This is a genomic window from Pseudomonas sp. GW823-FHT06E10, from assembly GCF_058794995.1.
Genome location: NZ_JBXAHJ010000013.1, coordinates 110,372 through 135,458, shown reverse-complemented (window position 1 = coordinate 135,458; position 25,087 = coordinate 110,372). Strand labels below are relative to the sequence as shown.

The window sequence follows — 25,087 nt, the reverse complement described above, 5'->3', positions numbered from 1 at the left end:
GACAGGCGCCTGAATGCGCCTTTCTTGAGGCCTCGTCATCAGGTCACCCTGGCCTGGGTAACGCGGTCCACCAGATAGACTAGTCCGTGGTAGTCGATTCCGCCGTGTTGTGTCAGGCCAATCTCGCAGGTACGGCTGGTGGAAATCCCCTCGCTGCACTGCTGCACCGCATCCTTGAGCGTGCGCAGCGAATGGGCGTTCAGCTCCGGCGTGGTGAAGCCCTTGTCGCCGGCAAAGCCGCAGCAGTGAATACCTTCGGGAATGACCACGTTTTTGCTGCACTTGCGCGCCAGGTCGATCAACGCCTGACTTTCGCCGAGGTGCTGAGTGCTGCAGGTCACGTGCACGGCGATCGGCGCCTCCTGTGGCGTGAAGTCCAGGCGATCCATCAGGTGTGTGCGGATGAAGCGCACCGGGTCGTACAGGTCCAGACGGACTTCCCCAAGGTCTTGAACCAGGCGCAAGGTGCAGGGGCTGGTGTCGCAGTAGATCGGGTCGAGCCCGCCACGGCTGGCGTGGAGCAGGGCGCCGATCAGTTCCTGTCGTTTGTGCTCGGCTTGCTCGGCGTAGCCTTTGGAGGCGAATGGCTGACCGCAGCACAGGTTGTCGAGGTTGTCCGGGAACACCACCTGGTAGCCGGCCTTTTCCAGCAGGCCTCGGGTCTTGTCGTGCAGCGACATTTGCTCCGTATCGCCCGCTGCCGGGCCCATGGCGCGGGATACACAGGCCGCCAGATAGACCACGCGCGGGCGCGCGTCCGTCACCGTCGGGCTGAAGCGAATCGGCCGTTCAGGCTGGGGCATGGCGTTGGTCCATTGCGGGACCTGACCCTTGGACAGGCGCGTCAACGTCGCCGACAACTTCGCCAATCTCGGTGCCCCCAGCAACATCCGCGCACCATTGGCCACGTGCAGGGTGAAGCGTGCACCTTGCAGTGCCGTGGCGAAATGTCCTTCAAGCCAGTTAGCGGTTTTCGTATGTGTCGCCTTCCGGCTGCGCAGCTTTTTCACCAGCTCGCCGGTATTGATGCCTACAGGGCAACGTTGTGCGCACAGGCCGGTGGCGGCGCAGGTATCGATGCCTTGATAGTCGAAGGCGGCTTCGAGTTCGGACGTATCGATGCCCGCGCGTTTCTTCGCCTGAATGTCGCGCCAGATCACGATGCGCTGACGCGGGCTCAGTGTCAGGCCTTTTGACGGGCAGACCGGTTCGCAGAAGCCGCATTCGATGCACTTGTCCACAATCTCGTCAGCCGCGGGCAAGGGCTTGAGGTGCTTGAGGTGGATCTGTGGATCTTCGCTGAGCACCACGTCCGGGTTGAGAATGCCATTGGGGTCGAGCAGTCGTTTGAGCTGCCACATCAACTGGTAGGCATCGCTGCCCCATTCCAGTTCAACGAACGGCGCCATGTTGCGTCCGGTGCCGTGTTCAGCCTTCAGCGAACCGCCGAACTCCACCGCCACCAGTTGCGCCACGTCGTCCATGAACGCCTGATAGCGTGCGACTTCTTCCGGGCTGTTGAAGCCTTGGGTGAAGACGAAGTGCAGATTGCCTTCCAGGGCGTGTCCGAAAAGGATCGCTTCGTCATAGTGATGTTTGTCGAACAGTTCGATCAGGCGGTTGACGCCGATGGCCAGTTGTTCGACCGGGAAGGTGACGTCTTCGATGATCACCGTGGTGCCGGTCTTGCGCACGGCGCCGACGGCGGGGAAGGTGTCCTTGCGGATGGCCCAGAGCCGGGCGTTTTCTTGCGGGTCTTCGGTGAAGTCGACCTGCTTTTCTACCGGGAACGCCTTGAGCGACGCCATGATCTGCGCCAGTTGCTCGTGCAGCAAAGTGGACGACGCGGCGCGGGATTCGATCAGCAAGGCGCAGGCATTGTTCGACAGATGTTGTACGAAAGCGGGCATGCCGGGTTTGTTCTGTACCGAGCGCAGGCTGCGCCGGTCCAGCAGTTCCACGGCCGACACCGGTTGGCTTTTCAACACGGTGACCGCATTGCAGCAGGTCTCGACATCCGGGAACACAATCAGGGCCGAGGCTTTATTCGGATGGTCGATCACCGTGTCGTAGGTCACGGCACTGATGAACCCGAGCGTGCCTTCGGAGCCGACCAGCAAGTGGCTCAAGATATCCACAGGCTCGTCGAAATCCACCAGTGCATTGAGCGACAGGCCGGTGGTATTTTTCAGGCGGTATTTGTGGCGAATTTTCGCAGCCAGCTCGGTATTTGCGCGGGTCTCGCGGCCCAGGATCGCCAAGCGTTCCAGCAGCGCGGCGTGGCTTTGGCGAAACGCCGTGACGCTGGCGGCATCCTCGGTGTCGAGACGACTGCCATCGGCCAGCACCAGACGAATGCCGGCCAGGGTGTGATAGGTGTTTTGCGCGGTGCCGCAGCACATGCCGCTGGCATTGTTGGCGACGATCCCGCCGATCTTGCAGGCGTTGATCGAGGCCGGGTCCGGACCGATCTTGCGTCCGAACGGTGCCAGCCAGGCATTGGCCTGGGCGCCGATCACCCCCGGTTGCAGGCGGATTTGCGTGCCTTGGCCGCGGATCTCGCGACCGTTCCAGTTGTCCCCCAGCACGATCAGCACCGAGTCGCTGATGGCTTGGCCGGACAGACTGGTACCGGCGGCGCGGAAAGTCACCGGCACCTGATCCCGTTGCGCCAGTTGCAGCAGTGCCACCACTTCGTCTTCGGACTCGACGCGGATCACCAGTTGCGGAATCAAACGATAGAAGCTGGCGTCGGTGCCGAAGGCCAGGGTCGACAGCGGGTCGTCGAAACGTCGCTCTTGGGGAATCAGTTGCTGTGCGTCACGCAGGAAAGCGGCCGGTAGACTCATTGGTCCTCCAGGATCAGCACCACCAGGTCTTTCGGACCGTGGGCGCCGTACGCCAGCACTTGCTCGATGTCGGCGGTCTTCGACGGGCCGGACACCAGCAGTGCGTTAGTCGGCATGCCCTGGGCCCATTCGAATTCCTGTTGCACCTGATAGAAGTTGTCGCGAATTTCACTGGCCTTGAGCAGGGCGAAATGCACCGGTGGCGCCAGGCTCATCAGGCGCGGTTCTTCCCGGGTCGGCCAGAGAATAAGGCTGCCCGTGGCAGCGATGGCACCGAGGGTTCCAGTGATGCTCGCCGGGGTGTCGTTGAACAGCTCGGCTTTCCATTCTTCAATCGGGCGGTCGTAGGCTTTCAGCATTGGCAGGCCGGGATTATTCGCCCAGTGCTGCGTGATCCTTTGACCGTGGGGCGTTGTCGGTGCGATCAGCAGGCTTGGCAACTGGCGGTCCTGCAGCAACTGCGCGAGTAGCGTCGGCCACTCTTGGCCGGACGTCAGATGAATTTCCGTGTGCACCGCTTCCATCAATTTGCGCAGCTGCGCAATGCGCTGCTCTGGCGCGTAGGTGTAAGGCTGGGTCACCAGATCGACATCGAAGTTGTCGGCCACCGGCGTTGTGCCTGTCAGGCTTTTACGCAGTTTGGCGAGGATATTTTGTTTGGCGCTCATCGGCGGTCTCCCTGTTTGGCCAAGTGCTCGCGGGCCATGTCATGCAATGAGCGGGCAGCGGGTTTCGGTGCGCTGTGGTTTTGCGTCCACGGGCCGACATTGCTCGGCGTAAGGGCGCGCAAACGGGTGGCAAAGAAACCGAACAGGCGATAGAGCGTCGGCGAACTGTTGAGCTTGGCCCAGGCGTTCCAGATGAATCGCTCCTTGCGCGAATACTTGCTGCCCTGGCCGCGCATCACTTGATGGGGGCTGTCCGGGGCCTTGACGTTTTCTTCCCGCAGGCGCCGCAGCAAAGCAGGGATCGGGATTTTCACCGGACACACTTCACCGCAGGCACCGCACAGCGACGAGGCGCTCGGGTGATCCGGGACTTTCGCCAGGCCGACCATGTGCGGGGTGATGATTTTTCCGATAGGCCCGGGGTAAACCTCCCCATAGGCATGACCGCCGATTCGGGTGTACACCGGGCAATGATTCATACAGGCGCCGCAGCGAATGCAGTTCAGGGTCTGGCGCAATTCGCTGTCGGCAAAGGCCTGGCTGCGGCCGTTATCGAGCAGTACGAGGTGCACTTCCTGTGGGCCGTCGAGTTCATGTTCCTTGCGTGGGCCGGAGATCATGTTGACGTAGGTGGTGATCGGAATGCCCAAGGCTGAACGGGTCAGCAGCGACAGCAACGGCACCACATCACGCAGGTTTTCCACGACTTTTTCGATACCGGTGACGGCGATGTGCACGGGTGGCACCGTGGTGGTCATGCGACCGTTGCCTTCGTTTTCCACCAGCAGCAGGGTGCCGGTTTCGGCCACGGCGAAGTTGACACCGGAGACGCCGATGTCCGCTTCGAAGAATTTCTGCCGCAGGACTCTGCGGCCGATCTGAATGAGTTGGTCTACGTCCTTGGTGTATTCCACGCCAAGTTTGTCGTGGAACAAGGACGCGACCTGACCGGCGTTCTTGTGGATTGCCGGCATGATTATGTGTGAAGGCTTCTCGTGGTCGAGCTGGACGATGTACTCGCCCATGTCCGATTCCAGGCATTCAATGCCCTGTTCAGCGAGGACATGGTTCATCTCCATCTCTTCGCTGACCATCGATTTACCCTTGATCACTTGCCGCCCCTCGTGAGCGCGGATGATCGAGAGGACGATGCCATTGGCCTCGTCCACCGTTTCCGCCCAGTGCACTGTCACACCGTTGCGGGTCAGGTTCTGTTCCAGTTGCTCGAGCAGGTCGGGCAACTTGGAGAGCGCGCGGGCACGGATTGCATTGCCCAGTGCGCGCAAGTGTTCTCTTTCATGGGCATCGCTGAAAGCGGCTGCCCGTTTGGTCATCAGTGAATCCATCGCCTTGCGAAAGTTGCTTCGCAATTGCGGGTCACCCAGTGCGTTGTGGGCGCGGGTGCGGAAATCTTCTTCTACGGCAACCGTAGGAATAATCGTCGAGGTGCTCATTTCACACCTCCGGTTCGCTGCCAGAGGAAGCTGGCCAGATGCTGACCGCGCAACGCTTCCTGCTGTTTTTCCAGCGAGCCGTTGATGTTCATCAAACAGCCGCAGTCGGCACTCAATACCTTGTGCGCGCCGGACTCCTTCAGCGCCCGGGTCTTGTCAGCCACCATCGCGCCGGAAATGTCTGGCATACGGACGCTGAATGTCCCACCAAAGCCACAGCATTCACTTTCGTGATCGTGGTTGACCCGCTCCACATTGCTCAACTGCGCCAACAACTCGCGGCCGTGCAGGTGGGTGTTCATTTCACGGCGTGCCGAGCACGAGGTGTGCAGCGCCACTTTCACGGGCTCGCCGCCGTCCTTGAGCTGCACCTTGCAGACAAACAACAGGAACTCGGCCAGCTCGTAGGTTCTGGCCGCCAGGGCCTGGACCTGTTTCAACGTTTCCGGCTCGTCCTTGAACAAGTCGGCGTAATGTTCGCGCAGCATGCCTGCACAAGAGCCTGACGGCACCACCACCGGATAGTCGCCGGCAAACAGCGCCAGTTGCGAGCGCGCCACGGTCCGAGCCTGTTCGGTGTAACCCGAGGTGTAGGCCGGTTGGCCGCAGCAGCTTTGCCCTTGCGGGTACTCGACACGAATGCCTTCGCGCTCCAGCAGGTGGATCGCATCCATCCCGGCTTCCGGGTAGAACAAATCGACCACGCAGGTCCCGAACAGGTAGACCCGTGACGGTTTCTCGCTGGGGTATTGCCGAGGCTCGGGCAGTGGCGGGGCGACACGGGTCGCATTCGGCACGGCGTTGTAAAAAAGCTCGCTCATCAGGCGGTCTCCGGGTGGTCCCGGTTATTCGTCTGTTGAGGCTGCTGAATATAGAGCCGGTAGCTTTCAGCAGCCTTACAGACCGGGGTGTGAATAGCGGACGCCGGGGGCGTGGCCCGGCGTCGGTTTTTATCGTGTTGCTTGTAGCCCTTAGTGCACCAGCATGCCGGTGAACCAGTAGGCCTGGGCCAACGTGATCAAGCCGACAATCGTTGCAAAGAATAGGCTGTGCTTGAGGGTGAAGCGGAACAGATCCGATTCTTTGCCCACCAGGCCGGTCGCGGCACAAGCCACGGCGATCGATTGTGGCGAGATCATCTTGCCGGTCACGCCACCACTGGTGTTCGCCGCCACCAGCAAGGTGTCGTTGACACCGATCTGATGCGCAGTGGTCGCTTGCAGCGAACTGAACAGCGCGTTGGACGAGGTATCGGAACCGGTGAGGAATACGCCCAGCCAGCCGAGGAACGGCGAGAAGAACGGGAACGCTGCACCGGTGCCTGCCAACACCAGGGCCATGGTCGAAGACATGCCCGAGTAGTTGGTGACGAAGGCAAACGCCAGCACCATGCCGATGGACAGGATCGGCCAGCGCAGTTCGTAGAAGGTCTCTTTAAAAGTGGTCAGACCAGTTTTGATATTGATCTTCAGCACCAGCATCGAGATCAGCGCCGAGAAGAAAATCGCCGTGCCGGTGGCGGAAATCGGGTCCAGTTTGAACACTGCCGGAAGGGCGGTTGGCGCGACTACGATCGGTGCGACCTTGATCACCATCTGGTCCAGGTGCGGGATGGCGAAGTTGAATACGAAGCTGTACATCGAACCGCCGGCGGCGAACATCGCCTTGAACGGCTTCAGGGTCCAGATGGTGACCAGTACGGTCAGGATCAGGAACGGCGACCATGCCTTGAAGATTTCCCCAAGGCTGTAGGGCGAAGCCACAGTGGTGCGCTTCTGGCCGAAACCACCGACGCTGGCGCTCACCACGGAGGCCGAGACAGCGCCGACGATGTGTTGGCCGGCGGCGCGTTTTGGTTGCCAGACTTTCAGGAACAGGGTCAGGGAAATCAGGCTGGCCAGGGCCGAGGTGATGTCCGGCAGTTCCGGGCCGATGAAGTTCGAGGTGAAGTACTGGGTGACGGCAAAGCTCAAGCCGGCCACCAGCGCTGCCGGCCACGTTTCCCGTACGCCGCGCAGGCCGTCCATCATGAACACCAGCCAGAACGGCACGAACAGCGACAGCAGCGGCAGTTGGCGGCCGGTCATGGCGCCGATCTTGAACGCGTCGATACCGGTCACTTGCCCGGCAACGATGATCGGAATGCCCAGGGCGCCGAAGGCCACCGGCGCGGTGTTGGCGATCAGGCACAAGCCGGCGGCGTACAGCGGGTTGAAGCCAAGTCCTACCAGCAGTGCAGCGGTAATCGCCACGGGTGCGCCAAAACCGGCTGCACCTTCGAGGAAGGCGCCGAAGCAGAAACCGATCAGCAGAACCTGCAGGCGCTGGTCATCGGTGATCGACAGAACCGAACTGCGGATGACTTCAAACTGCCCGCTCTTGACCGTCAGTTTGTAGAGGAACACCGCTGCCACGATGATCCATGCGATCGGCCACAGGCCATAGGCGAAGCCATACCCGGCGGCGGCGAACGCCATGTCGACCGGCATCTGGAAGGCGAAGATCGCCACCAGGATCGATAAAGCCAGGGTGATGCTGCCGGCCACATGTCCTTTGAGGCGGAACACGGCCAAAGCCAGGAAGAAAAATACGATGGGGATGACGGCGGCGAGTGCGGACAAGCCGAGGCTGCCAAGCGGGGTATAGAGCTGTTGCCAGGTTTGCATATGGGGTGGCCCCTAATTGTTGTTGGTCAGGCACTGATCAGCGTTCTTGGATAATTGGTAAGACCAATTTACAATCGCTGTTGGCTAGGGTAAAAGCCTTGTAGGCGGTGTGTCAATTTGCCGCCCTAAAACTTTTGTCGAATGCAAAGTCCGCAGGTCGCCTGCCTGGTAAGACCAAATGCGTTGTGGCAGGTGCTGGCGCGGCGCCGATAGGCCAGAATAGAGCCCCGGCGAGCCGTCGGATCGTGGAGTAATCGAGTTATGGGGTTTGATCAGATTCGTCAGCGCCGTTTGTCTGACGATATTGTCGAGCAGCTTGAGGGCATGATCCTCGAGGGCACGCTGAAAGCGGGTGAGCGCTTGCCGGCCGAACGTGCGTTGGCCGAACAATTTGGTGTGTCACGCCCTTCGTTGCGCGAAGCCATTCAGAAGCTGACCGCCAAAGGCCTGCTGGTCAGTCGCCAGGGCGGCGGCAACTATGTGGTGGAGTCGCTGGGTAGCACCTTCAGTGATCCCTTGTTGCAGCTGCTGGAAAGCAACCCCGAGGCACAGCGCGATCTGCTGGAGTTTCGGCATACGCTGGAAGCGTCTTGCGCCTACTACGCGGCGTTGCGTGCCACCGATGTGGATCGCGAGCGACTGACCGCGGCATTCAACGAATTACAGGACTGCTATTCGCGTCACGAAGAGGTGAGTCGTGCCGAAGAGGGGGCGGCGGACGCAAAGTTTCACCTGGCGATCGCCGAGGCCAGCCACAATGCCGTGTTGCTACACACCATTCGCGGGCTGTTCGACCTGCTCAAGCGCAACGTGGTGACCAACATCGGTGGCATGTACAAACAGCGCACTGAAACCCGCGACATGCTGATCACGCAGCATCGGGAGTTGTATCAGGCGATTATCGAAGGGCGGGCGGAGCAGGCGCGGGAAGTTTCCAGCCGACACATTCTGTATGTGCAGGAGGTACTGGAGGAGGTGCGTCAGGAAGTGCAGCGCGTGGCCCGGGCGGAACGGCGCAAGGGAATGTAGCTAGTCGGCTCCATATCATTTGTGAGGTTGCTTTCGCGGGCAAGCCCGCTCCCACAGGTACACCGAAACCCTGTGGGAGCGGGCTTGCCCGCGAAGGGGCCTCAAGGCGAAAGAGTCAGTCTTCCTTGCCCTTGTTGCGCACCGCACGCTGCAACTCGCGACCGGCGTCGCGTTCGCGCTCGGTATCGCGCTTGTCGTATTCCTTCTTGCCCTTGCCCAGAGCGATCTCGCACTTGACCATGTGCTTGCTCCAGTACCAGGACAGGCACACGCAAGCGTAACCCTTTTGCTGCACGGCCGCGGCCAGCTTTTCCAGCTCGCGCCGGTTGAGCAGCAATTTACGGGTGCGCACCGGATCGGCAATGACGTGGGTACTGGCGGTCGTCAGGGGCGTAATGTGGCTGCCGAGCAGCCAGGCTTCGCCATCCTTGAGCAGTACGTAGCTGTCAACCAGCTGCAGTTTGCTTGCCCGCAGACTTTTTACTTCCCAGCCGGCCAGGACCAGACCAGCCTCGAAACGATGTTCGATGAAGTAATCGTGTCGCGCCTTTTTGTTTTGCGCGATGGTCCCTGTTGGGTGTTTCTTCTGTTTAGCCATAGGGGCGGCATTATAGGGAGTTGCACGCGAGTCGGCTACGGTGTTGCTACGTGCTTGAGCAGGTTGATTGAATCCCGGACAATGCGGCCTCTTTTTTGAACGCTTGGGCGTGATAACGATGTCGACAGACAAGGTTTCTGTCCACGGCAGTTGGGCTAGCCGCTGGGTCTTCATACTCGCCGCGACCGGTTCGGCCGTGGGGCTGGGTAGTATCTGGAAATTCCCGTACATGGTCGGCGTCTATGGCGGCGGCGCCTTCGTGCTGATGTTCCTGGCCTGTATCGCATTGATCGGCGTGCCGGTCATGCTGGCGGAAACCCTGATCGGCCGGCGTGCCCGGCAAAGTCCGGCCAATGCCTTGAAGATACTGGCGGTCGAGGCGGGGCACTCGGCCAAATGGTCCTGGGGCGCGTTTGCCGGGATGATCACGGCATTGCTGATCCTGTCGTTCTACAGTGTGGTTGGCGGCTGGTCGCTGGACTACATCATCGACATGGGGCGTGGCGACTTCCAGGGCGCGACGCCTGATCAAGTGGGGGCTTACTTCGGCAATGTGATCGCCGATCCCTGGCGCCTGACACTTTGGCACACGATTTTCATGCTGTTGTCAGCGGTGGTGATCGCCAAGGGCGTGGTTGCCGGGCTTGAACGCAGCTTGCGAATCATGATGCCGTTGTTGTTCGTGATGATCCTCGTGTTGCTGGGCTACAGCATGACCACCGGGCATTTCATGGAGGGCGTGCATTTCATGTTCGACTTCCACCCGGAAAAGGTCATGGACGGCTTGTTGCCCGCGATGGGGCATGCGTTCTTTTCCCTGAGCGTGGGCGTTGGCTCGATCATGATCTACGGTGCGTACATGCCGAAGAACTCATCGATTTCAGGGACGGTTGTCGGCGTGGCGCTGCTCGACACCTTCGTTTCCCTGGTGGCCGGCCTGGCGTTGTTTCCGATTGTTTTCGCGGCGGGCCTGAATCCGAGCGAAGGGCCGGGGCTGATGTTCGTCAGCCTGCCGTTTGCCTTCGGTAACGTAGCGTTCGGGCAATTGATGGGTGTTGTGTTCTTCGTGCTGGTGGCGGTCGCTGCCTGGAGTTCGGCGATTTCCCTGCTGGAACCGATGGTGGCCTACCTGGTCGAGCGCACTAAAGTGAGTCGTGCCTGGGTCACCTTCTGGCTGGCGTTCAGCTGCTGGTTTGTCGGCCTGGGTACGGTGTTCTCCTTCAATATCTGGAAGGAGGCCAAGTTCTTCGTGAACGAAGGCGGGATGTTCCACCTCTACCAATGGGGAGCGACCGGTGGCCTCGACTTCTTTGGTGTGATCGATTTCTTCACCTCGCGACTCATGCTGCCGCTTGGCGGTTTGTGTTTCGTGGTGTTTGCGGGCTGGATCATGGGGCGTGAAGCGGTGCGCGACGAGTTGTCGATCCGTAACCCTGCGCTGTTTGGCCTGTCCTTGTTCTTGATGCGCTATGTGGCGCCCATCGGCATTCTCGTAGTGTTTGCCGCCCAGCTGTGGAAGTGATGCTGACATGACGACACACATTTCACGTTCGGCCTTGCTGCCGTACCCGGCGCAAGCGCTGTATGACCTGGTCAACGACGTGGCGCGCTATCCGGAGTTTCTGCCGTGGTGCTCGTCCGCCGAAGTCCTGGAGAGCTCACCTGAGCATATGCGGGCGAGTGTCGGCGTGGCGAAGGGTGGCCTCAGTCAGCATTTCGTGACGCGCAACACGTTGATTCCGGGGCAGTCGATCGAAATGAACCTCGAAGAGGGTCCTTTCACCCAATTGCATGGCATCTGGGTATTCAAGGCGCTGACCGACAAAGCCTGCAAGATCAGCCTCGATCTGTCATTCGATTATGCCGGGCCGCTGGTTCGCGCCACCTTGGGGCCGCTGTTCAATCAGGCGGCCAACACTTTGGTGGATGCGTTCTGCCAGCGCGCCAAGCAGATACATGGTTGAGGTCATGATTGAAGTCGAGGTGGTCTACGCGGCCGTAGACCGTCAGGTGCTGCTGACAGTGGCCGTACCTGTCGGAACGACCGTGCGGGCGGCCTTGCTCAGGTCGGCCGTGGCTGAAGAGTTTCCGGCGCTGAATCTGACCCATTGCCCTGTGGGGATCTTCGGCAAGGTGGTCGCTGACCCGGAGAGTCGGGTAGTCCAGGCCGGGGATCGCATCGAGATTTACCGCCCGTTGCTGGCCGATCCGAAAGAGGTGCGCCGACTGCGCGCGGCGAAAGCTGCCGAGGCCAAAGCGCGGAATCAGTGAGTGGCTTGAACGCCAGACAATAAAAAGCCCGGGCATGCCGGGCTTTTTATTGCGTCGCAAATTATTGCGGCGAGGTGTCCAGTGGCTCCGGCGTCGGGACCGGAACGGTTTCTACGCCATCGACGTCCTTCTGGATCTGATCCAGCAACGAACCTGGCTTGACCGGTTTTTCCGGTTTTGGCTTCTCGACGTTTTCTGCCGGGGCAGCCACTGTCGTGCCGCTGTCCTTGCCGAGAATGGCTTCGTCACGGCTCACGCCTGGCATGAAATCGCCGGAGAGGCTGACAAGCTGATCATTTGGGTTGAAGATAACGCTAATGCGTTCCTGTTGGCGTTCACCGCCACCCGGTTGCAGGCTGTACAGATAATCCCAGCGATCGGCATGGAACGTGTCAGTCAGCAGAGGGTTGCCCATGATAAACCGTACTTGCTTACGGGTCATTCCCGGGCGTAACTGGTCTATCATGTCCTGCGTGACGACATTGCCCTGCTGGATGTCGATTTTGTAAACCCCGGGGAATGAACAACCGGCGAGTGCGAGCAGTCCCACAAAGGTGAAACTGGTTAGCAAGAGCTTGGTGTTTTGCATCGGTGGGCGACTTCCACTATCTTGGCTGGGACAACGTAAACGCCGATCATACCCGCATTAAGAGAAGCTGCGAAGCAGCATCGCGAGAAAGCTGACCATGGTTGAAAATAGCGAACTACGCAAAGCCGGCCTCAAAGTGACCCTGCCACGGGTCAAAATTCTGCAAATGCTCGATTCCGCCGAGCAGCGCCACATGAGTGCCGAGGATGTCTACAAGGCCCTTATGGAGGCTGGTGAGGACGTCGGTCTGGCCACGGTTTACCGTGTTCTGACCCAGTTCGAGGCAGCTGGCCTTGTGGTGCGGCACAACTTCGACGGAGGCCATGCGGTCTTCGAACTGGACGACGGAAAGCATCACGACCATATGGTCAACGTCGAAACCAGTGAAGTGATCGAATTCTTCGACGAAGAAATCGAGCGGCTTCAGAAAGCAATCGTCGACAAGTATGGCTTCGAGATGGTTGATCACAATCTGGTGCTGTACGTGCGCAAGAAAAAGTAAGCATGTCGCGCGAACATTCAGTTCGCGAAACGAACGAAGGCGACCCCAGGGTCGCCTTCGTGCTTTCTGCCTTTATTCAGGCTTTTGCGGCCACCACCATTTTTTTGGCATGCGCCAGGGATTCCTTGGTGAGGTCGATGCCGCCCAGCATCCGTGCGACTTCTTCGACGCGGTCGTTTTTGCTCAATCTGGAAACGGCCGTGCGGGTGGCATCTTCGCCGCGCACTTTATGCACAAATAGATGTTGATGGCCTTGCGCTGCCACTTGCGGCAAGTGGGTCACGGTCAGTACCTGCCCGCGCTCGCCGAGGCGACGCAACAGCTGGCCGACGATTTCCGCAGTCGGACCACCGATACCAACGTCCACTTCGTCGAATACTAGAGTGGGAACGCGAGATGTCTGCGCGGTGATCACCTGGATCGCCAGGCTGATCCGTGACAGCTCGCCTCCGGATGCAACTTTTGCCAAGGCTTTCAATGGTTGGCCCGGGTTGGCGCTGACCAGTAGTTCAACCTGTTCAAGTCCGTTAGGGAGTAGCTCGTCGCTACTGTTTGGGCGCAGCTCGATGGTGAAGCGCCCGCCAGGCATGCCCAGGCGCTGGATCTCCTGTTCCACGGCGCTGGCCAGGCTACTCGAGGCTTGATGACGCAGGTCGCTCAGTTCCCGAGCCTTTTCCTGATAATGGCGAGCGTATGAAGACAGCTCGTCGCTCAGCCGCTCGATGGATTCGTCGTTGGCGTTGAGGGTTTCGATTTCATCCAGCAGTTTCTGCTGCATCTCGGCAACTTCGGTCGGCTGGATGCGATGTTTGCGCGCCAGGGTGTAGATCGCGTCGAGGCGCTCTTCAAGGTATTGAAGGCGCGATGGATCGGCGTCGAAGTTGTCGAGGAAGCGGTTCAGTTCACCCACGGCCTCTTCAACCTGGATCTGTGCACTGGTCAACAGGCTGCTGGCTTCGCCCAGCGCACCGATCGAGCTGTTCACGCTCGACAGGCGGTTGAGGCTGGCGGTCAGGGCGTTCAGTACATTCCCGGAATCACTTTCACTGCATTGCTCGACGACTTGCCGGCAGATCCCGAGCAAGGTCTCGGCGTTGGTCAGGTTCTTGTGTTCCTGCTCGAGCTGCTCCAGTTCGTTGTCGCCAAGGCCAAGGTTTTCCAGTTCTTCGAGTTGATAGCTGAGCAACTGATGGCGGGCGCGTTGCTCATCGCCGGAGTTGGAGAGTCGCTCCAGTTCCTGGCGGGTCTGGCGCCAACACTGGGCGGCGAGCTGAACCTGGCGGGCAAGGTCGGTCGCGCCGGCATATTCATCGAGCAGGCGGCGGTGAGTATCGGTCTTGAGCAGGGATTGGTGTTCGTGCTGGCTGTGAATGTCGATCAGCAGCTCGCCCAGCGCCTTGAGGTCGCCAAGCGGGCAGGGCGTGCCGTTGATGTAGCCGCGCGAACGTCCTTCGGATGTGATGACCCGGCGCAGGATGCACGGGCCGTCGTTTTCGAGGTCGCGTTCGGCCAGCCAGGCGCTGGCTTCCGGAATGTCGACCAGATCGAAGGTGGCCAGGATATCGGCCTTGTCGGCGCCGGGGCGGACCACGCCGCTGTCGGCGCGATCACCCAGGGTAAGGCCCAGCGCGTCGAGCATGATCGACTTGCCCGCGCCGGTTTCTCCGGTGATCACGCTCATCCCGCGATCGAGTTCGAGATCGAGATGTTCAACGATGGCGTAGTTGTGTACGGACAGGTGCACCAGCATATGGGCCGCTCCCAGGTGTTAGGTCTGGTTATTTATACAGTGTTTTGTTTCGGGCTGACAATGCCCCTCGTTAGCTCGATTCGCTCGGACCGACGAAAGCCTTATCGCGACCGGGAATGACAAAGCAGTTGTTTTTTGTAGGGTTAATCGTCGGCCCCCCTTGAAGCCGGATTTTGCGGCCCCATATAGCTGGGCAGACGCGCGAGTTGAGCTCGCGGACGAAATTGAAAGGAGAGATCTATGGCTGACGAACAGACAGTGGATACGCAAAACCCAGACGCCAACCAGGCGCCCGAGGCTTCGGGTGATGACCTGGCGGCTCGTGTACAAGTGCTCGAAGAGCAACTGGCAGGCGCTCAGGATCAGGCTTTGCGTGTAGCCGCCGATCTGCAGAACGTCCGCCGTCGCGCCGAGCAGGATGTGGAGAAGGCTCACAAGTTCGCGCTGGAAAAATTCGCCGGCGACCTGCTGCCGATCGTCGACAGCCTGGAGCGTGGCCTGGAACTGTCCAGCCCGGACGACGAAAGCATCCGTCCGATGCGCGAAGGCATCGAGCTGACCCTGAAAATGTTCCACGACACTCTCAAGCGTTATCAGCTTGAAGCGATCGATCCGCATGGCGAACCGTTCAACGCCGTTCAGCATCAGGCAATGGCCATGCAGGAAAGCGCAGATGTCGAGCCGAACAGCGTTCTGAAGGTGTTCCAGAAGGGCTATCAGCTCAATGGTCGCCTGTTGCGCCCGGCGATGGTCGTGGTCAGCAAGGCGCCTGCGCCGGTTTCGCCTTCGATTGACGAGCAGGCTTGAAATCCGCCGCGAGGCCCCCATTTATAAGTCAAGCGTTTAAGTGCTACCGCAGTTAGCCACCACTGCTGCGGCAACCAAATCAAAGTTTCGGGAGAGTGAACATGGGCAAAATTATCGGTATCGACCTGGGGACTACCAACTCCTGCGTCTCCGTGCTGGAAAACGGCAAGGCAAAAGTTATTGAAAACGCTGAAGGCGCGCGTACCACGCCGTCGATCATCGCTTACGCCAACGATGGCGAAATCCTGGTTGGCCAGTCGGCCAAGCGTCAGGCCGTGACCAATCCGCACAACACCCTGTATGCGGTGAAGCGTCTGATCGGTCGTCGTTTCGACGAAGAAGTCGTGCAGAAAGACATTCAGATGGTCCCTTACAAGATCGTCAAGGCTGACAACAGCGACGCCTGGGTTGAAGTGAACGGCCAGAAAATGGCACCGCCACAAATCTCGGCTGAAATCCTGAAGAAGATGAAGAAGACCGCCGAAGACTATCTCGGCGAGACCGTGACTGAAGCGGTGATCACCGTTCCGGCCTACTTCAACGACAGCCAGCGCCAGGCGACCAAAGACGCCGGCCGCATCGCTGGCCTGGACGTAAAACGTATCATCAACGAACCAACCGCAGCTGCTCTGGCTTACGGCATGGACAAGGCCAAGGGCGATCACACCGTGATCGTTTACGACCTGGGCGGCGGTACTTTCGACGTTTCCGTGATCGAGATCGCTGAAGTCGATGGCGAGCACCAGTTCGAAGTACTGGCCACCAACGGTGACACGTTCCTGGGCGGTGAAGACTTTGACATTCGTCTGATCGACTACCTCGTCGACGAATTCAAGAAAGAAAGCGGCATGAACCTCAAGGGCGACCCGCTGGCCATGCAGCGCCTGAAAGAAGCTGCTGAAAAAGCCAAGATCGAACTGTCCTCGAGCCAGTCGACCGACGTGAACCTGCCGTACATCACTGCAGACGCCACCGGTCCTAAGCACCTGAACGTGAAGATCTCCCGCGCCAAGCTCGAAGCGCTGGTGGAAGACCTGGTTCAGCGCACCATCGAACCTTGCCGCATCGCAATGAAAGATGCCGGTATCGACGTTGGCGCGATCAACGACGTGATCCTGGTGGGCGGTCAGACCCGTATGCCACTGGTTCAGAAGCTGGTAACCGAGTTCTTCGGTAAAGAAGCTCGTAAAGACGTCAACCCGGACGAAGCGGTTGCCATGGGTGCTGCCATCCAGGGTGCGGTACTGGCCGGTGACGTGAAGGACGTTCTGCTGCTCGACGTCAGCCCGCTGACCCTGGGTATCGAAACCATGGGTGGCGTGATGACCGCGCTGATCGAGAAAAACACCACGATTCCTACCAAGAAATCGCAAGTGTTCTCGACTGCCGACGACAACCAGGGCGCCGTGACCATTCATGTGCTGCAAGGCGAGCGTAAGCAAGCCGCACAGAACAAGTCCCTGGGCAAGTTCGACCTGGCCGACATTCCACCAGCTCCACGTGGCGTGCCGCAGATCGAAGTGACCTTCGACATCGACGCCAACGGCATCCTGCACGTAGGTGCGAAGGACAAGGCTACCGGCAAGACTCAGTCGATCGTGATCAAGGCCAACTCCGGTCTGTCCGACGAAGAAATCGAGCGCATGGTGCGTGATGCCGAGGCTAACGCCGAGGAAGATCGCAAGTTCGAAGAGCTGGCCGCTGCCCGTAACCAGGGTGATGCACTGGTTCACTCGACTCGCAAAATGGTCTCCGACGCCGGCGATAAAGTGACCGCTGAAGAGAAGACTGCAATCGAAGCTGCCGTAGTTGCCCTGGAAGCCGCCGTTAAAGGCGACGACAAGGCTGCTATCGACGCCAAGGTTGAAGAGCTGTCGAAAGTCTCCGCTCCAGTGGCGCAGAAGATGTACGCCGAACAGGCTCAGCCTGCTGAAGGCGCGGCACCGCACGACGACAAGGCGGAAAAGGCTGACGACGTTGTCGACGCCGAGTTCGAAGAAGTCAAAGACCACAAGTAAGTTGTTGGTCGGCCGGTTGACTGCCTTTAGGCGGTGACTGGTAGGATGTCGCCGCGCGGGAGCTTGCTCCCGCGTTGGCGTATCTGGAATACGCGAATTTTTACAGCATGCGACAGCGTTCACGTGCTGGTGGTATGGCCGGAAATGCTCCTGCTTTTCGTGCCGCAAGTACCGCAAGAATCAAAGACCAGGATCGTTGAATTGACGTGAGTTGGGTCCGGGCCTGTATTGGGGCTCAACGAGTTCGGCAAACTCAGGAGGGTTTTGTCGGACGTCCTCAAGAGTGCAAAGACTTATGGCAAAGCGTGACTATTACGAAGTGTTGGGTGTTGAGCGTGGCTCAAGCGAAGCGGACCTGAAGAAGGCTTACCGTCGCCTGGCGATGAAGCACCACCCGGACCGTAATCCCGATGACAAGGCGTCGGAAGAGATGTTCAAGGAGGCCAACGAGGCCTACGAAGTGCTGTCCGATTCCAGCAAGCGCGCGGCGTACGACCAGTACGGCCATGCCGGTGTCGACCCGAGCATGGGTGGCGGCGGTGCCGGTTTCGGCGGTCAGAACTTCTCCGACATCTTTGGTGATGTCTTCAGTGACTTCTTCGGTGGCGGTCGCGGCGGTTCCCGTGGCGGTGCTCAGCGCGGCAGTGACTTGCGCTACACCCTGGAGCTGGATCTCGAAGAGGCGGTGCGCGGTACGACCGTGAATATTCGCGTTCCGACGCTGGTCAACTGCAAGCCTTGCGACGGCTCCGGCGCCAAGAAAGGTTCTGCGCCGGTGACCTGCCCGACTTGCGGCGGTATCGGCCAGGTGCGCATGCAGCAAGGTTTCTTCTCGGTGCAGCAGACCTGCCCGCGCTGCCATGGCCAGGGCAAGATCATTTCCGATCCGTGCGATTCCTGCCACGGCGAAGGTCGTATCGAAGAGTACAAGACCCTGTCGGTGAAAGTGCCGGCCGGTGTCGATACCGGTGATCGCATTCGTCTGTCCGGCGAAGGCGAGGCGGGTGCCCAGGGTGGCCCGACTGGCGACCTGTACGTGGTGATCAATGTGCGCGAGCACTCGATTTTCCAGCGCGATGGCAAGCACCTGTTCTGCGAAGTGCCGATCAGCTTCGTCGATGCGGCGCTGGGTGGTGAGCTGGAAATTCCGACCCTTGATGGTCGGGTCAAGCTGAAGATCCCTGAGGGGACCCAGACCGGCAAGCAGTTCCGTGTGCGCGGCAAGGGTGTCGCGCCAGTGCGTGGCGGTGGTGCTGGCGACTTGATGTGCCGCGTGGCGGTCGAGACTCCGGTCAACCTGAGCCGTCGCCAGCGTGAAATGCTCGAGGAATTCCGTAGTTCGCTGGCGGATGACAACAGCCATTCGCCAAAAACCACCGGTTGGTTCGAAGGCGTGAAGCGCTTCTTCGGCGATTTGTAAGGAGACAGGCATGCGACGTATTGCAGTGATGGGCGCCGCCGGGCGCATGGGCAAGACCCTGATTGAAGCCGTGCAGCAAACCCCGGGCGCCGGTCTGACGGCGGCGGTGGATCGTCCCGACAGCACGTTGGTCGGCGCGGATGCCGGTGAGTTGGCTGCGCTGGGTCGTATCGGCGTGCCTCTGTCCGGTGATCTGGATCGGGTGGTCGACGAGTTCGACGTGCTGATCGACTTCACGCACCCGACGGTGACCCTGAAGAACCTGGCGTTCTGCCGTAAACACGGCAAGGCCATGATCATCGGTACCACCGGTTTCAGCGTTGAAGAAAAGCAGTTGCTGGCGGAAGCGGGCAAGGACATTCCGATTGTCTTCGCGGCCAACTTCAGTGTCGGGGTCAACCTGTGCCTGAAGTTGCTCGACACGGCCGCTCGCGTATTGGGCGACGATGTCGATATCGAAATCACCGAAGCTCACCATCGGCATAAAGTCGATGCGCCGTCCGGCACTGCCGTGCGCATGGGAGAGGTGATTGCCGATGCGTTGGGTCGCGATCTGAAAAAGGTGGCGGTGTATGGTCGTGAGGGCCAGACCGGCGCTCGTGATCGCGAGACCATTGGTTTCGCCACTGTACGCGCTGGCGACATCGTCGGTGATCACACCGTGCTGTTCGCCGCCGACGGCGAGCGTGTCGAGATCACACACAAGGCATCCAGTCGCATGACGTTCGCCAAGGGTGCGGTGCGTGCCGCATTGTGGCTGGACGGGCGCGAGCCTGGCCTTTACGACATGCAAGACGTGCTCGATCTGCGTTAAGATGCACCCGAAATCGGGCTCGCGCACAGCGTTTGAGCCCGGTTTTGTTCCGCCAAGCGACGTCCTGTCGCATTCTCCAGCCTTTAAGGCTCATTGGCGGTAGACCAAAAAGGCCTTTTTCTGTAAGCTACAGCTTTAGTGTGTCCACTAAAAGCGCGCAGAATAATTCAGTGAAGAAGCGGGGTGACGTGTCCATACGTCACTCCGCTTTTTTACAACCTGCGATCGCCCTTTCAGGCTTTATTTACGGGAGGTCTTCTTGACTAAGCCAGCCATACTCGCCCTTGCTGATGGCAGCATTTTTCGCGGCGAAGCCATTGGAGCCGACGGTCAAACCGTTGGTGAGGTGGTGTTCAACACCGCAATGACCGGCTATCAGGAAATCCTTACCGATCCTTCCTACGCCCAACAGATTGTTACCCTGACTTACCCGCACATCGGCAACACCGGCACCACGCCGGAAGACGCCGAATCCAACCGCGTCTGGTCTGCCGGCCTGGTCATCCGTGACCTGCCACTGGTGGCGAGCAACTGGCGTAACACGATGTCCCTGTCCGACTACCTGAAGGCCAACAATGTTGTGGCCATCGCCGGTATCGACACCCGCCGCCTGACGCGCATCCTGCGTGAAAAAGGCGCACAGAACGGCTGCATCATGGCTGGTGACAACATTTCCGAAGCCGCCGCCATTGCCGCCGCCCAGGGTTTCCCAGGCCTCAAGGGCATGGACCTGGCGAAAGTCGTCAGCACCAAGGAAAGCTACGAGTGGCGCTCGACTGTCTGGGATCTGAAAACCGACAGCCACGCGACTATCGAAGCTTCCGAGCTGCCGTACCACGTGGTTGCCTACGACTACGGTGTCAAGGTGAACATCCTGCGCATGCTGGTCGAGCGCGGTTGCCGCGTGACCGTCGTGCCTGCGCAAACACCTGCTGCCGATGTGCTGGCGCTGAAGCCGGACGGCGTATTCCTGTCCAACGGCCCTGGTGACCCGGAGCCTTGCGACTACGCGATCCAGGCGATCAAGGACGTGCTGGAAACCGAAATTCCGGTCTTCGGTATCTGCCTCGGTCACCAACTGCTGGCCCTGGCCTCCGGCGCCAAGACCCTGAAAATGGGTCATGGCCACCACGGTGCCAACCACCCCGTCCAGGACCTGGACAGCGGTGTGGTGATGATCACCAGCCAGAACCACGGTTTTGCCGTAGACGAAGCGACCCTGCCGGCCAACGTTCGCGCGATCCACAAATCGCTGTTCGACGGCACCCTGCAAGGTATCGAGCGTACCGACAAGAGCGCCTTCAGCTTCCAGGGTCACCCGGAAGCCAGCCCTGGCCCGAACGACGTAGCGCCATTGTTCGATCGCTTCATCACCGAGATGGCCAAGCGACGCTGATCGCTCGCCCTGATGTAGCAAGGCTTGAGGGTGGTCCCGATACCGGCGGCCCCCTCAAGGCTTCAGATTGAACAAGACGGCTTGCCGACTGACCTGCGGATTTGAGTGACAAACCCATGCCAAAACGTACAGACATTAAAAGCATCCTGATTCTCGGCGCTGGCCCGATCGTGATCGGCCAGGCCTGCGAATTCGACTACTCCGGCGCCCAGGCCTGTAAAGCCCTGCGCGAGGAGGGCTACCGCGTCATCCTGGTGAACTCCAACCCGGCCACCATCATGACCGACCCGGCCATGGCCGACGCCACCTACATCGAGCCGATCAAGTGGCAGACCGTTGCCAAGATCATCGAAAAAGAGCGTCCGGACGCGCTGCTGCCGACCATGGGCGGCCAGACTGCTCTGAACTGCGCCCTGGACCTGGAGCGCGAAGGCGTTCTGGAGAAGTTCGGCGTAGAGATGATCGGTGCCAACGCCGACACCATCGACAAGGCTGAAGACCGTTCGCGTTTCGACAAGGCGATGAAATCCATCGGCCTGGCGTGCCCGCGTTCCGGTATCGCCCACAGCATGGAAGAGGCCAATGCGGTCCTCGAGAAGCTTGGCTTCCCGTGCATCATCCGTCCGTCCTTCACCATGGGCGGCACCGGTGGCGGTATCGCTTACAACCGTGAAGAGTTCGAAGAAATCTGCGCCCGTGGTCTGGACCTGTCGCCGACCAAGGAACTGCTGATCGACGAATCGCTGATCGGTTGGAAAGAGTACGAGATGGAGGTTGTCCGCGATAAGAAGGACAACTGCATCATCGTCTGCTCCATCGAAAACTTCGACCCGATGGGCGTGCACACCGGTGACTCGATCACCGTGGCACCTGCACAGACCCTGACTGACAAGGAATACCAGATCCTGCGTAACGCCTCCCTGGCGGTACTGCGCGAGATCGGCGTGGAAACCGGCGGCTCCAACGTTCAGTTCGGTATCTGCCCGAACACTGGCCGCATGGTCGTGATCGAGATGAACCCGCGTGTATCCCGTTCGTCGGCCCTGGCTTCGAAAGCCACCGGCTTCCCGATCGCCAAGGTTGCGGCCAAGCTGGCCGTGGGTTACACCCTCGACGAGCTGTCGAACGACATCACCGGCGGCAAGACCCCGGCGTCCTTCGAGCCGTCCATCGACTACGTCGTCACCAAGCTGCCACGCTTTGCCTTCGAGAAGTTCTCCAAGGCTGACGCGCGCCTGACCACTCAGATGAAGTCGGTCGGTGAAGTCATGGCCATCGGCCGGACCTTCCAGGAGTCCCTGCAGAAAGCCCTGCGCGGCCTGGAAGTCGGTGTTTGCGGTCTGGACGAGAAGGTTGATCTGGCCAACCCGGAAAGCATGAGCGTGCTCAAGCGCGAGCTGACCGTGCCGGGCGCCGAGCGTATCTGGTACGTGGCGGACGCCATGCGCGCCGGCATGAGTGTTGAAGACATCTTCGGCATGACCATGATCGATCCTTGGTTCCTGGTGCAGATGGAAGACCTGATCAAGGACGAAGAGAAGGTCAAGACCCTGGGTCTGACCAGCATCGACCGCGATCTGATGTTCCGCCTCAAGCGCAAAGGCTTCTCCGATATGCGCCTGGCCAAACTGCTGGGCGTGACCGAGAAGAGCCTGCGTGCTCATCGTCACAAGCTGGAAATCTTCCCGGTCTACAAGCGCGTTGATACCTGCGCCGCTGAGTTCGCCACCGACACCGCCTACCTGTACTCGACGTACGAAGAAGAGTGCGAAGCGGCGCCATCGGGTCGCGACAAGATCATGATCCTGGGTGGCGGTCCGAACCGTATCGGCCAGGGCATCGAGTTCGACTACTGCTGCGTACACGCGGCACTGGCCCTGCGCGATGACGGCTACGAGACCATCATGGTCAACTGCAACCCGGAAACCGTATCCACCGACTACGACACCTCCGATCGCCTGTACTTCGAACCAGTGACCCTGGAAGACGTGCTGGAAATCGTCCGCGTCGAGAAGCCGAAAGGCGTGATCGTCCAGTACGGCGGCCAGACCCCGCTGAAACTGGCGCGTGCCCTGGAAGCCGCCGGCGTGCCGATCATCGGTACCAGCCCTGACGCCATCGACCGTGCGGAAGACCGTGAGCGCTTCCAGCAGATGGTTCAGCGCCTGAACCTGCGTCAGCCGCCAAACGCCACCGTGCGCAGCGAAGACGAAGCGATTCGTGCCGCCAGCAAGATCGGTTACCCGCTGGTGGTGCGCCCGTCCTATGTACTGGGCGGTCGTGCGATGGAAATCGTTTACGAAGAAGAAGAACTCAAGCGCTACCTGCGTGAAGCGGTTCAAGTGTCCAACGACAGCCCGGTGCTGCTGGACCACTTCCTCAACTGCGCGATCGAAATGGACGTGGATGCGGTCTGCGACGGCAAGGACGTGGTAATCGGCGCGATCATGCAGCACATCGAGCAAGCCGGTGTTCACTCCGGTGACTCCGCATGCTCGCTGCCGCCGTACTCGCTGCCGGCGCACATCCAGGACGAGATGCGCGAACAGGTCAAGAAAATGGCCCTGGAGCTGGGTGTGGTTGGTCTGATGAACGTACAGTTGGCGCTGCAAGGCGAGGACATCTACGTCATCGAAGTCAACCCGCGCGCCTCCCGTACCGTACCGTTCGTGTCCAAGTGCATCGGTGTTTCCCTGGCGATGATCGCGGCGCGCGTGATGGCCGGTAAAACCCTGAAAGAACTGGGTTTCACCAAGGAAATCATTCCGAACTTCTACAGTGTGAAAGAGGCAGTGTTCCCGTTCGCCAAATTCCCAGGCGTTGACCCGATCCTCGGCCCAGAGATGAAGTCGACTGGTGAAGTGATGGGCGTGGGCGACACCTTCGGTGAAGCGTTCGCCAAGGCCCAGATGGGTGCCAGCGAAGTGTTGCCGACCGGCGGTACTGCGTTCATCAGCGTACGTGACGACGACAAGCCACTGGTTGCGGGCGTGGCCCGTGATCTGATCAACTTGGGCTTCGAAGTGGTCGCCACTGCCGGTACTGCCAAGCTGATCGAGGCTGCAGGTCTGAAAGTGCGCCGTGTGAACAAGGTGACCGAGGGTCGTCCGCACGTGGTCGACATGATCAAGAATGACGAAGTCACGCTGATCATCAACACCACCGAAGGTCGTCAGTCGATCGCTGATTCGTACTCCATTCGTCGTAATGCCTTGCAGCACAAGATTTACTGCACCACCACCATTGCTGCTGGCGAAGCCATCTGTGAAGCGCTGAAGTTCGGTCCCGAGAAGACCGTGCGCCGCTTGCAGGATCTACACGCAGGATTGAAGGCATGAGCATAACGAAGTACCCAATGACCGTTCAGGGCGCTCGCGCCCTGGAAGAAGAGCACACTCACCTGACCAAGGTCGTTCGTCCGAAGCTTAGCCAGGACATCGGTACGGCCCGCGAGTTGGGTGACTTGAAGGAAAACGCCGAATACCACGCTGCCCGTGAGCAGCAAGGTATGGTCGAGGCGCGGATCCGTGATATCGAAGGCCGCATGCAGAACGCGGTGATCATCGATGTGACGACCATTCCTCACTCCGGCAAGGTGATTTTCGGCACAACCGTCGAAATCGCCAACGTCGAAACCGATGAAAGCGTGACTTACCAGATCGTTGGTGAGGACGAGGCTGACATCAAACTCGGCAAGATCTCTGTCGGCTCGCCGATTGCCCGCGCCTTGATTGCCAAGGAAGAGGGTGATGTGGTTGCCGTCAAGACGCCTGGTGGCGTTATCGAGTACGAGATTGTCGAAGTTCGCCACGTCTGAAGGCCGGCGCCCGCTTCGTGCGGGCGTCATGCTTTGGCAGCTGACCCAGATGTTGTGGGTCGGCGGCTTGTGGTTGTTGCACGTCGGTCTTTTGCCGGTGCTGGGACGAATTGGCCTGGCACCGCTGCTGATCGATGAAATCGCAGGCATGCTCAATGCGTTGGTAGTGGGATTCGCTACGGCGTGTGTGATATTGCAGGCTTTGGTGCTGGTTAAGGCCGAGGGCCTTGTCAGTCTATGGCGCGATATTCGCGGGCAACTGCTGTTGATGGCGCTGTATGCGTGCGCGATGTACTTCGTGGTGCGTTTCGGCTGGCCGGATGCCGTGCGTTGGCAGGCGTTCAGCTATCTTGTTCTGGGCTTTACCGGGCTGGTGCTGGTGTTGCAGCCGATGCCGGGATGGAGTGGCAGGGTGCGCGAAGCACACCCTTGACCCTTG

General features: G+C 59.8%; 21 protein-coding genes. 13 read left to right on the top strand and 8 right to left on the bottom strand.

The genetic code is table 11. The features are described 5' to 3' along the window. Positions 1-38: 38 nt before the first annotated feature. From AC1Q6Y_RS20820 to AC1Q6Y_RS20800, 5 genes are all read right to left on the bottom strand, one after another. Positions 39-2,849: an FAD-binding and (Fe-S)-binding domain-containing protein gene (locus AC1Q6Y_RS20820; RefSeq protein ID WP_492625060.1), complete on the bottom strand. Its 2,811-nt coding sequence runs from the start codon at positions 2,847-2,849 to the stop codon at positions 39-41. Continuing rightward, positions 2,846-3,517, bottom strand: coding sequence for a LutC/YkgG family protein (locus tag AC1Q6Y_RS20815; protein WP_150812845.1), 672 nt, complete (start codon positions 3,515-3,517; stop codon positions 2,846-2,848). Before AC1Q6Y_RS20815 ends, AC1Q6Y_RS20820 begins: the two co-directional genes overlap by 4 nt. Then, positions 3,514-4,971, bottom strand: a complete 1,458-nt coding sequence (locus tag AC1Q6Y_RS20810) for a LutB/LldF family L-lactate oxidation iron-sulfur protein (RefSeq protein ID WP_090453019.1) — start codon at positions 4,969-4,971, stop codon at positions 3,514-3,516. Before AC1Q6Y_RS20810 ends, AC1Q6Y_RS20815 begins: the two co-directional genes overlap by 4 nt. Then, the gene (locus AC1Q6Y_RS20805) at positions 4,968-5,792 is read right to left on the bottom strand and encodes a (Fe-S)-binding protein (RefSeq protein ID WP_492588596.1); all 825 of its coding nucleotides are present in this window, start codon (positions 5,790-5,792) and stop codon (positions 4,968-4,970) included. The genes AC1Q6Y_RS20810 and AC1Q6Y_RS20805 overlap by 4 nt, the downstream gene beginning before the upstream one ends. Positions 5,793-5,942: 150 nt before the next feature. Beyond that, the gene (locus AC1Q6Y_RS20800; RefSeq protein ID WP_057716490.1) at positions 5,943-7,637 is read right to left on the bottom strand and encodes a lactate permease LctP family transporter; all 1,695 of its coding nucleotides are present in this window, start codon (positions 7,635-7,637) and stop codon (positions 5,943-5,945) included. 261 nt (positions 7,638-7,898) lie between these two features. On the opposite strand from AC1Q6Y_RS20800, the gene AC1Q6Y_RS20795 reads away from it, so the two are divergent. Next, entirely contained in the window at positions 7,899-8,666 is a 768-nt protein-coding gene (locus AC1Q6Y_RS20795) for a GntR family transcriptional regulator (protein WP_492625059.1), read from the top strand. 115 nt (positions 8,667-8,781) lie between these two features. On the opposite strand, the gene smpB is transcribed toward AC1Q6Y_RS20795, so the two are convergent. Continuing rightward, on the bottom strand, positions 8,782-9,264 hold the full coding sequence (gene smpB, locus AC1Q6Y_RS20790; RefSeq protein ID WP_008057382.1) for an SsrA-binding protein SmpB: 483 nt from the start codon (positions 9,262-9,264) through the stop codon (positions 8,782-8,784). 118 nt (positions 9,265-9,382) lie between these two features. Between smpB and AC1Q6Y_RS20785 the strand changes: the two genes are divergently transcribed. The 3 genes from AC1Q6Y_RS20785 to AC1Q6Y_RS20775 are packed head-to-tail and all read left to right on the top strand — an operon-like array spanning position 9,383 to position 11,535. Further along, complete coding sequence (locus AC1Q6Y_RS20785) at positions 9,383-10,786, top strand: sodium-dependent transporter (RefSeq protein WP_492625058.1); 1,404 nt, start codon at positions 9,383-9,385, stop codon at positions 10,784-10,786. 7 nt (positions 10,787-10,793) lie between these two features. Beyond that, positions 10,794-11,228 (top strand): type II toxin-antitoxin system RatA family toxin, encoded by a 435-nt coding sequence (locus AC1Q6Y_RS20780; RefSeq protein ID WP_057716487.1) that lies wholly within the window; start codon positions 10,794-10,796, stop codon positions 11,226-11,228. Then, positions 11,221-11,535 carry an RnfH family protein gene (locus AC1Q6Y_RS20775; RefSeq protein WP_492625057.1) on the top strand — a complete coding sequence of 105 codons (315 nt, stop codon included), beginning with the start codon at positions 11,221-11,223 and terminating at the stop codon, positions 11,533-11,535. Before AC1Q6Y_RS20780 ends, AC1Q6Y_RS20775 begins: the two co-directional genes overlap by 8 nt. 61 nt (positions 11,536-11,596) lie before the next feature. On the opposite strand, the gene AC1Q6Y_RS20770 is transcribed toward AC1Q6Y_RS20775, so the two are convergent. Continuing rightward, positions 11,597-12,124, bottom strand: coding sequence for an outer membrane protein assembly factor BamE (locus tag AC1Q6Y_RS20770; RefSeq protein WP_057716485.1), 528 nt, complete (start codon positions 12,122-12,124; stop codon positions 11,597-11,599). Positions 12,125-12,221: 97 nt separating this feature from the next. On the opposite strand from AC1Q6Y_RS20770, the gene fur reads away from it, so the two are divergent. Further along, entirely contained in the window at positions 12,222-12,626 is a 405-nt protein-coding gene (fur, locus tag AC1Q6Y_RS20765; protein WP_003197684.1) for a ferric iron uptake transcriptional regulator, read from the top strand. Positions 12,627-12,702: 76 nt separating this feature from the next. Here the strand turns inward: fur and recN are convergent, their stop codons facing one another. Further along, the gene (recN, locus tag AC1Q6Y_RS20760; protein WP_492625056.1) at positions 12,703-14,376 is read right to left on the bottom strand and encodes a DNA repair protein RecN; all 1,674 of its coding nucleotides are present in this window, start codon (positions 14,374-14,376) and stop codon (positions 12,703-12,705) included. Between the two features lie 240 nt (positions 14,377-14,616). Here recN and grpE point away from each other — a divergent pair, with 240 nt between their 5' ends. The 8 genes from grpE to AC1Q6Y_RS20720 all read left to right on the top strand — a co-directional run bounded on the left by grpE (position 14,617) and on the right by AC1Q6Y_RS20720 (position 25,081). Then, positions 14,617-15,183 (top strand): nucleotide exchange factor GrpE, encoded by a 567-nt coding sequence (gene grpE / locus AC1Q6Y_RS20755; RefSeq protein ID WP_015093431.1) that lies wholly within the window; start codon positions 14,617-14,619, stop codon positions 15,181-15,183. A 65-nt stretch (positions 15,184-15,248) separates the two neighbouring features. Next, positions 15,249-17,201: a molecular chaperone DnaK gene (gene dnaK, locus AC1Q6Y_RS20750; protein ID WP_224795452.1), complete on the top strand. Its 1,953-nt coding sequence runs from the start codon at positions 15,249-15,251 to the stop codon at positions 17,199-17,201. 295 nt (positions 17,202-17,496) lie between these two features. Next, positions 17,497-18,621, top strand: a complete 1,125-nt coding sequence (dnaJ, locus tag AC1Q6Y_RS20745; protein ID WP_150812840.1) for a molecular chaperone DnaJ — start codon at positions 17,497-17,499, stop codon at positions 18,619-18,621. A 10-nt stretch (positions 18,622-18,631) separates the two neighbouring features. Continuing rightward, positions 18,632-19,435, top strand: a complete 804-nt coding sequence (dapB, locus tag AC1Q6Y_RS20740; protein ID WP_057716481.1) for a 4-hydroxy-tetrahydrodipicolinate reductase — start codon at positions 18,632-18,634, stop codon at positions 19,433-19,435. A 259-nt stretch (positions 19,436-19,694) separates the two neighbouring features. Beyond that, on the top strand, positions 19,695-20,831 hold the full coding sequence (gene carA, locus AC1Q6Y_RS20735) for a glutamine-hydrolyzing carbamoyl-phosphate synthase small subunit (protein ID WP_046038697.1): 1,137 nt from the start codon (positions 19,695-19,697) through the stop codon (positions 20,829-20,831). A 116-nt stretch (positions 20,832-20,947) separates the two neighbouring features. Further along, positions 20,948-24,169: a carbamoyl-phosphate synthase large subunit gene (carB, locus tag AC1Q6Y_RS20730; protein ID WP_150812839.1), complete on the top strand. Its 3,222-nt coding sequence runs from the start codon at positions 20,948-20,950 to the stop codon at positions 24,167-24,169. A gap of 2 nt (positions 24,170-24,171) precedes the next feature. Continuing rightward, positions 24,172-24,648, top strand: a complete 477-nt coding sequence (gene greA / locus AC1Q6Y_RS20725; RefSeq protein WP_057716674.1) for a transcription elongation factor GreA — start codon at positions 24,172-24,174, stop codon at positions 24,646-24,648. 28 nt (positions 24,649-24,676) lie between these two features. Beyond that, the gene (locus AC1Q6Y_RS20720; protein ID WP_150812838.1) at positions 24,677-25,081 is read left to right on the top strand and encodes an MFS transporter; all 405 of its coding nucleotides are present in this window, start codon (positions 24,677-24,679) and stop codon (positions 25,079-25,081) included. Positions 25,082-25,087: the final 6 nt, after the last annotated feature.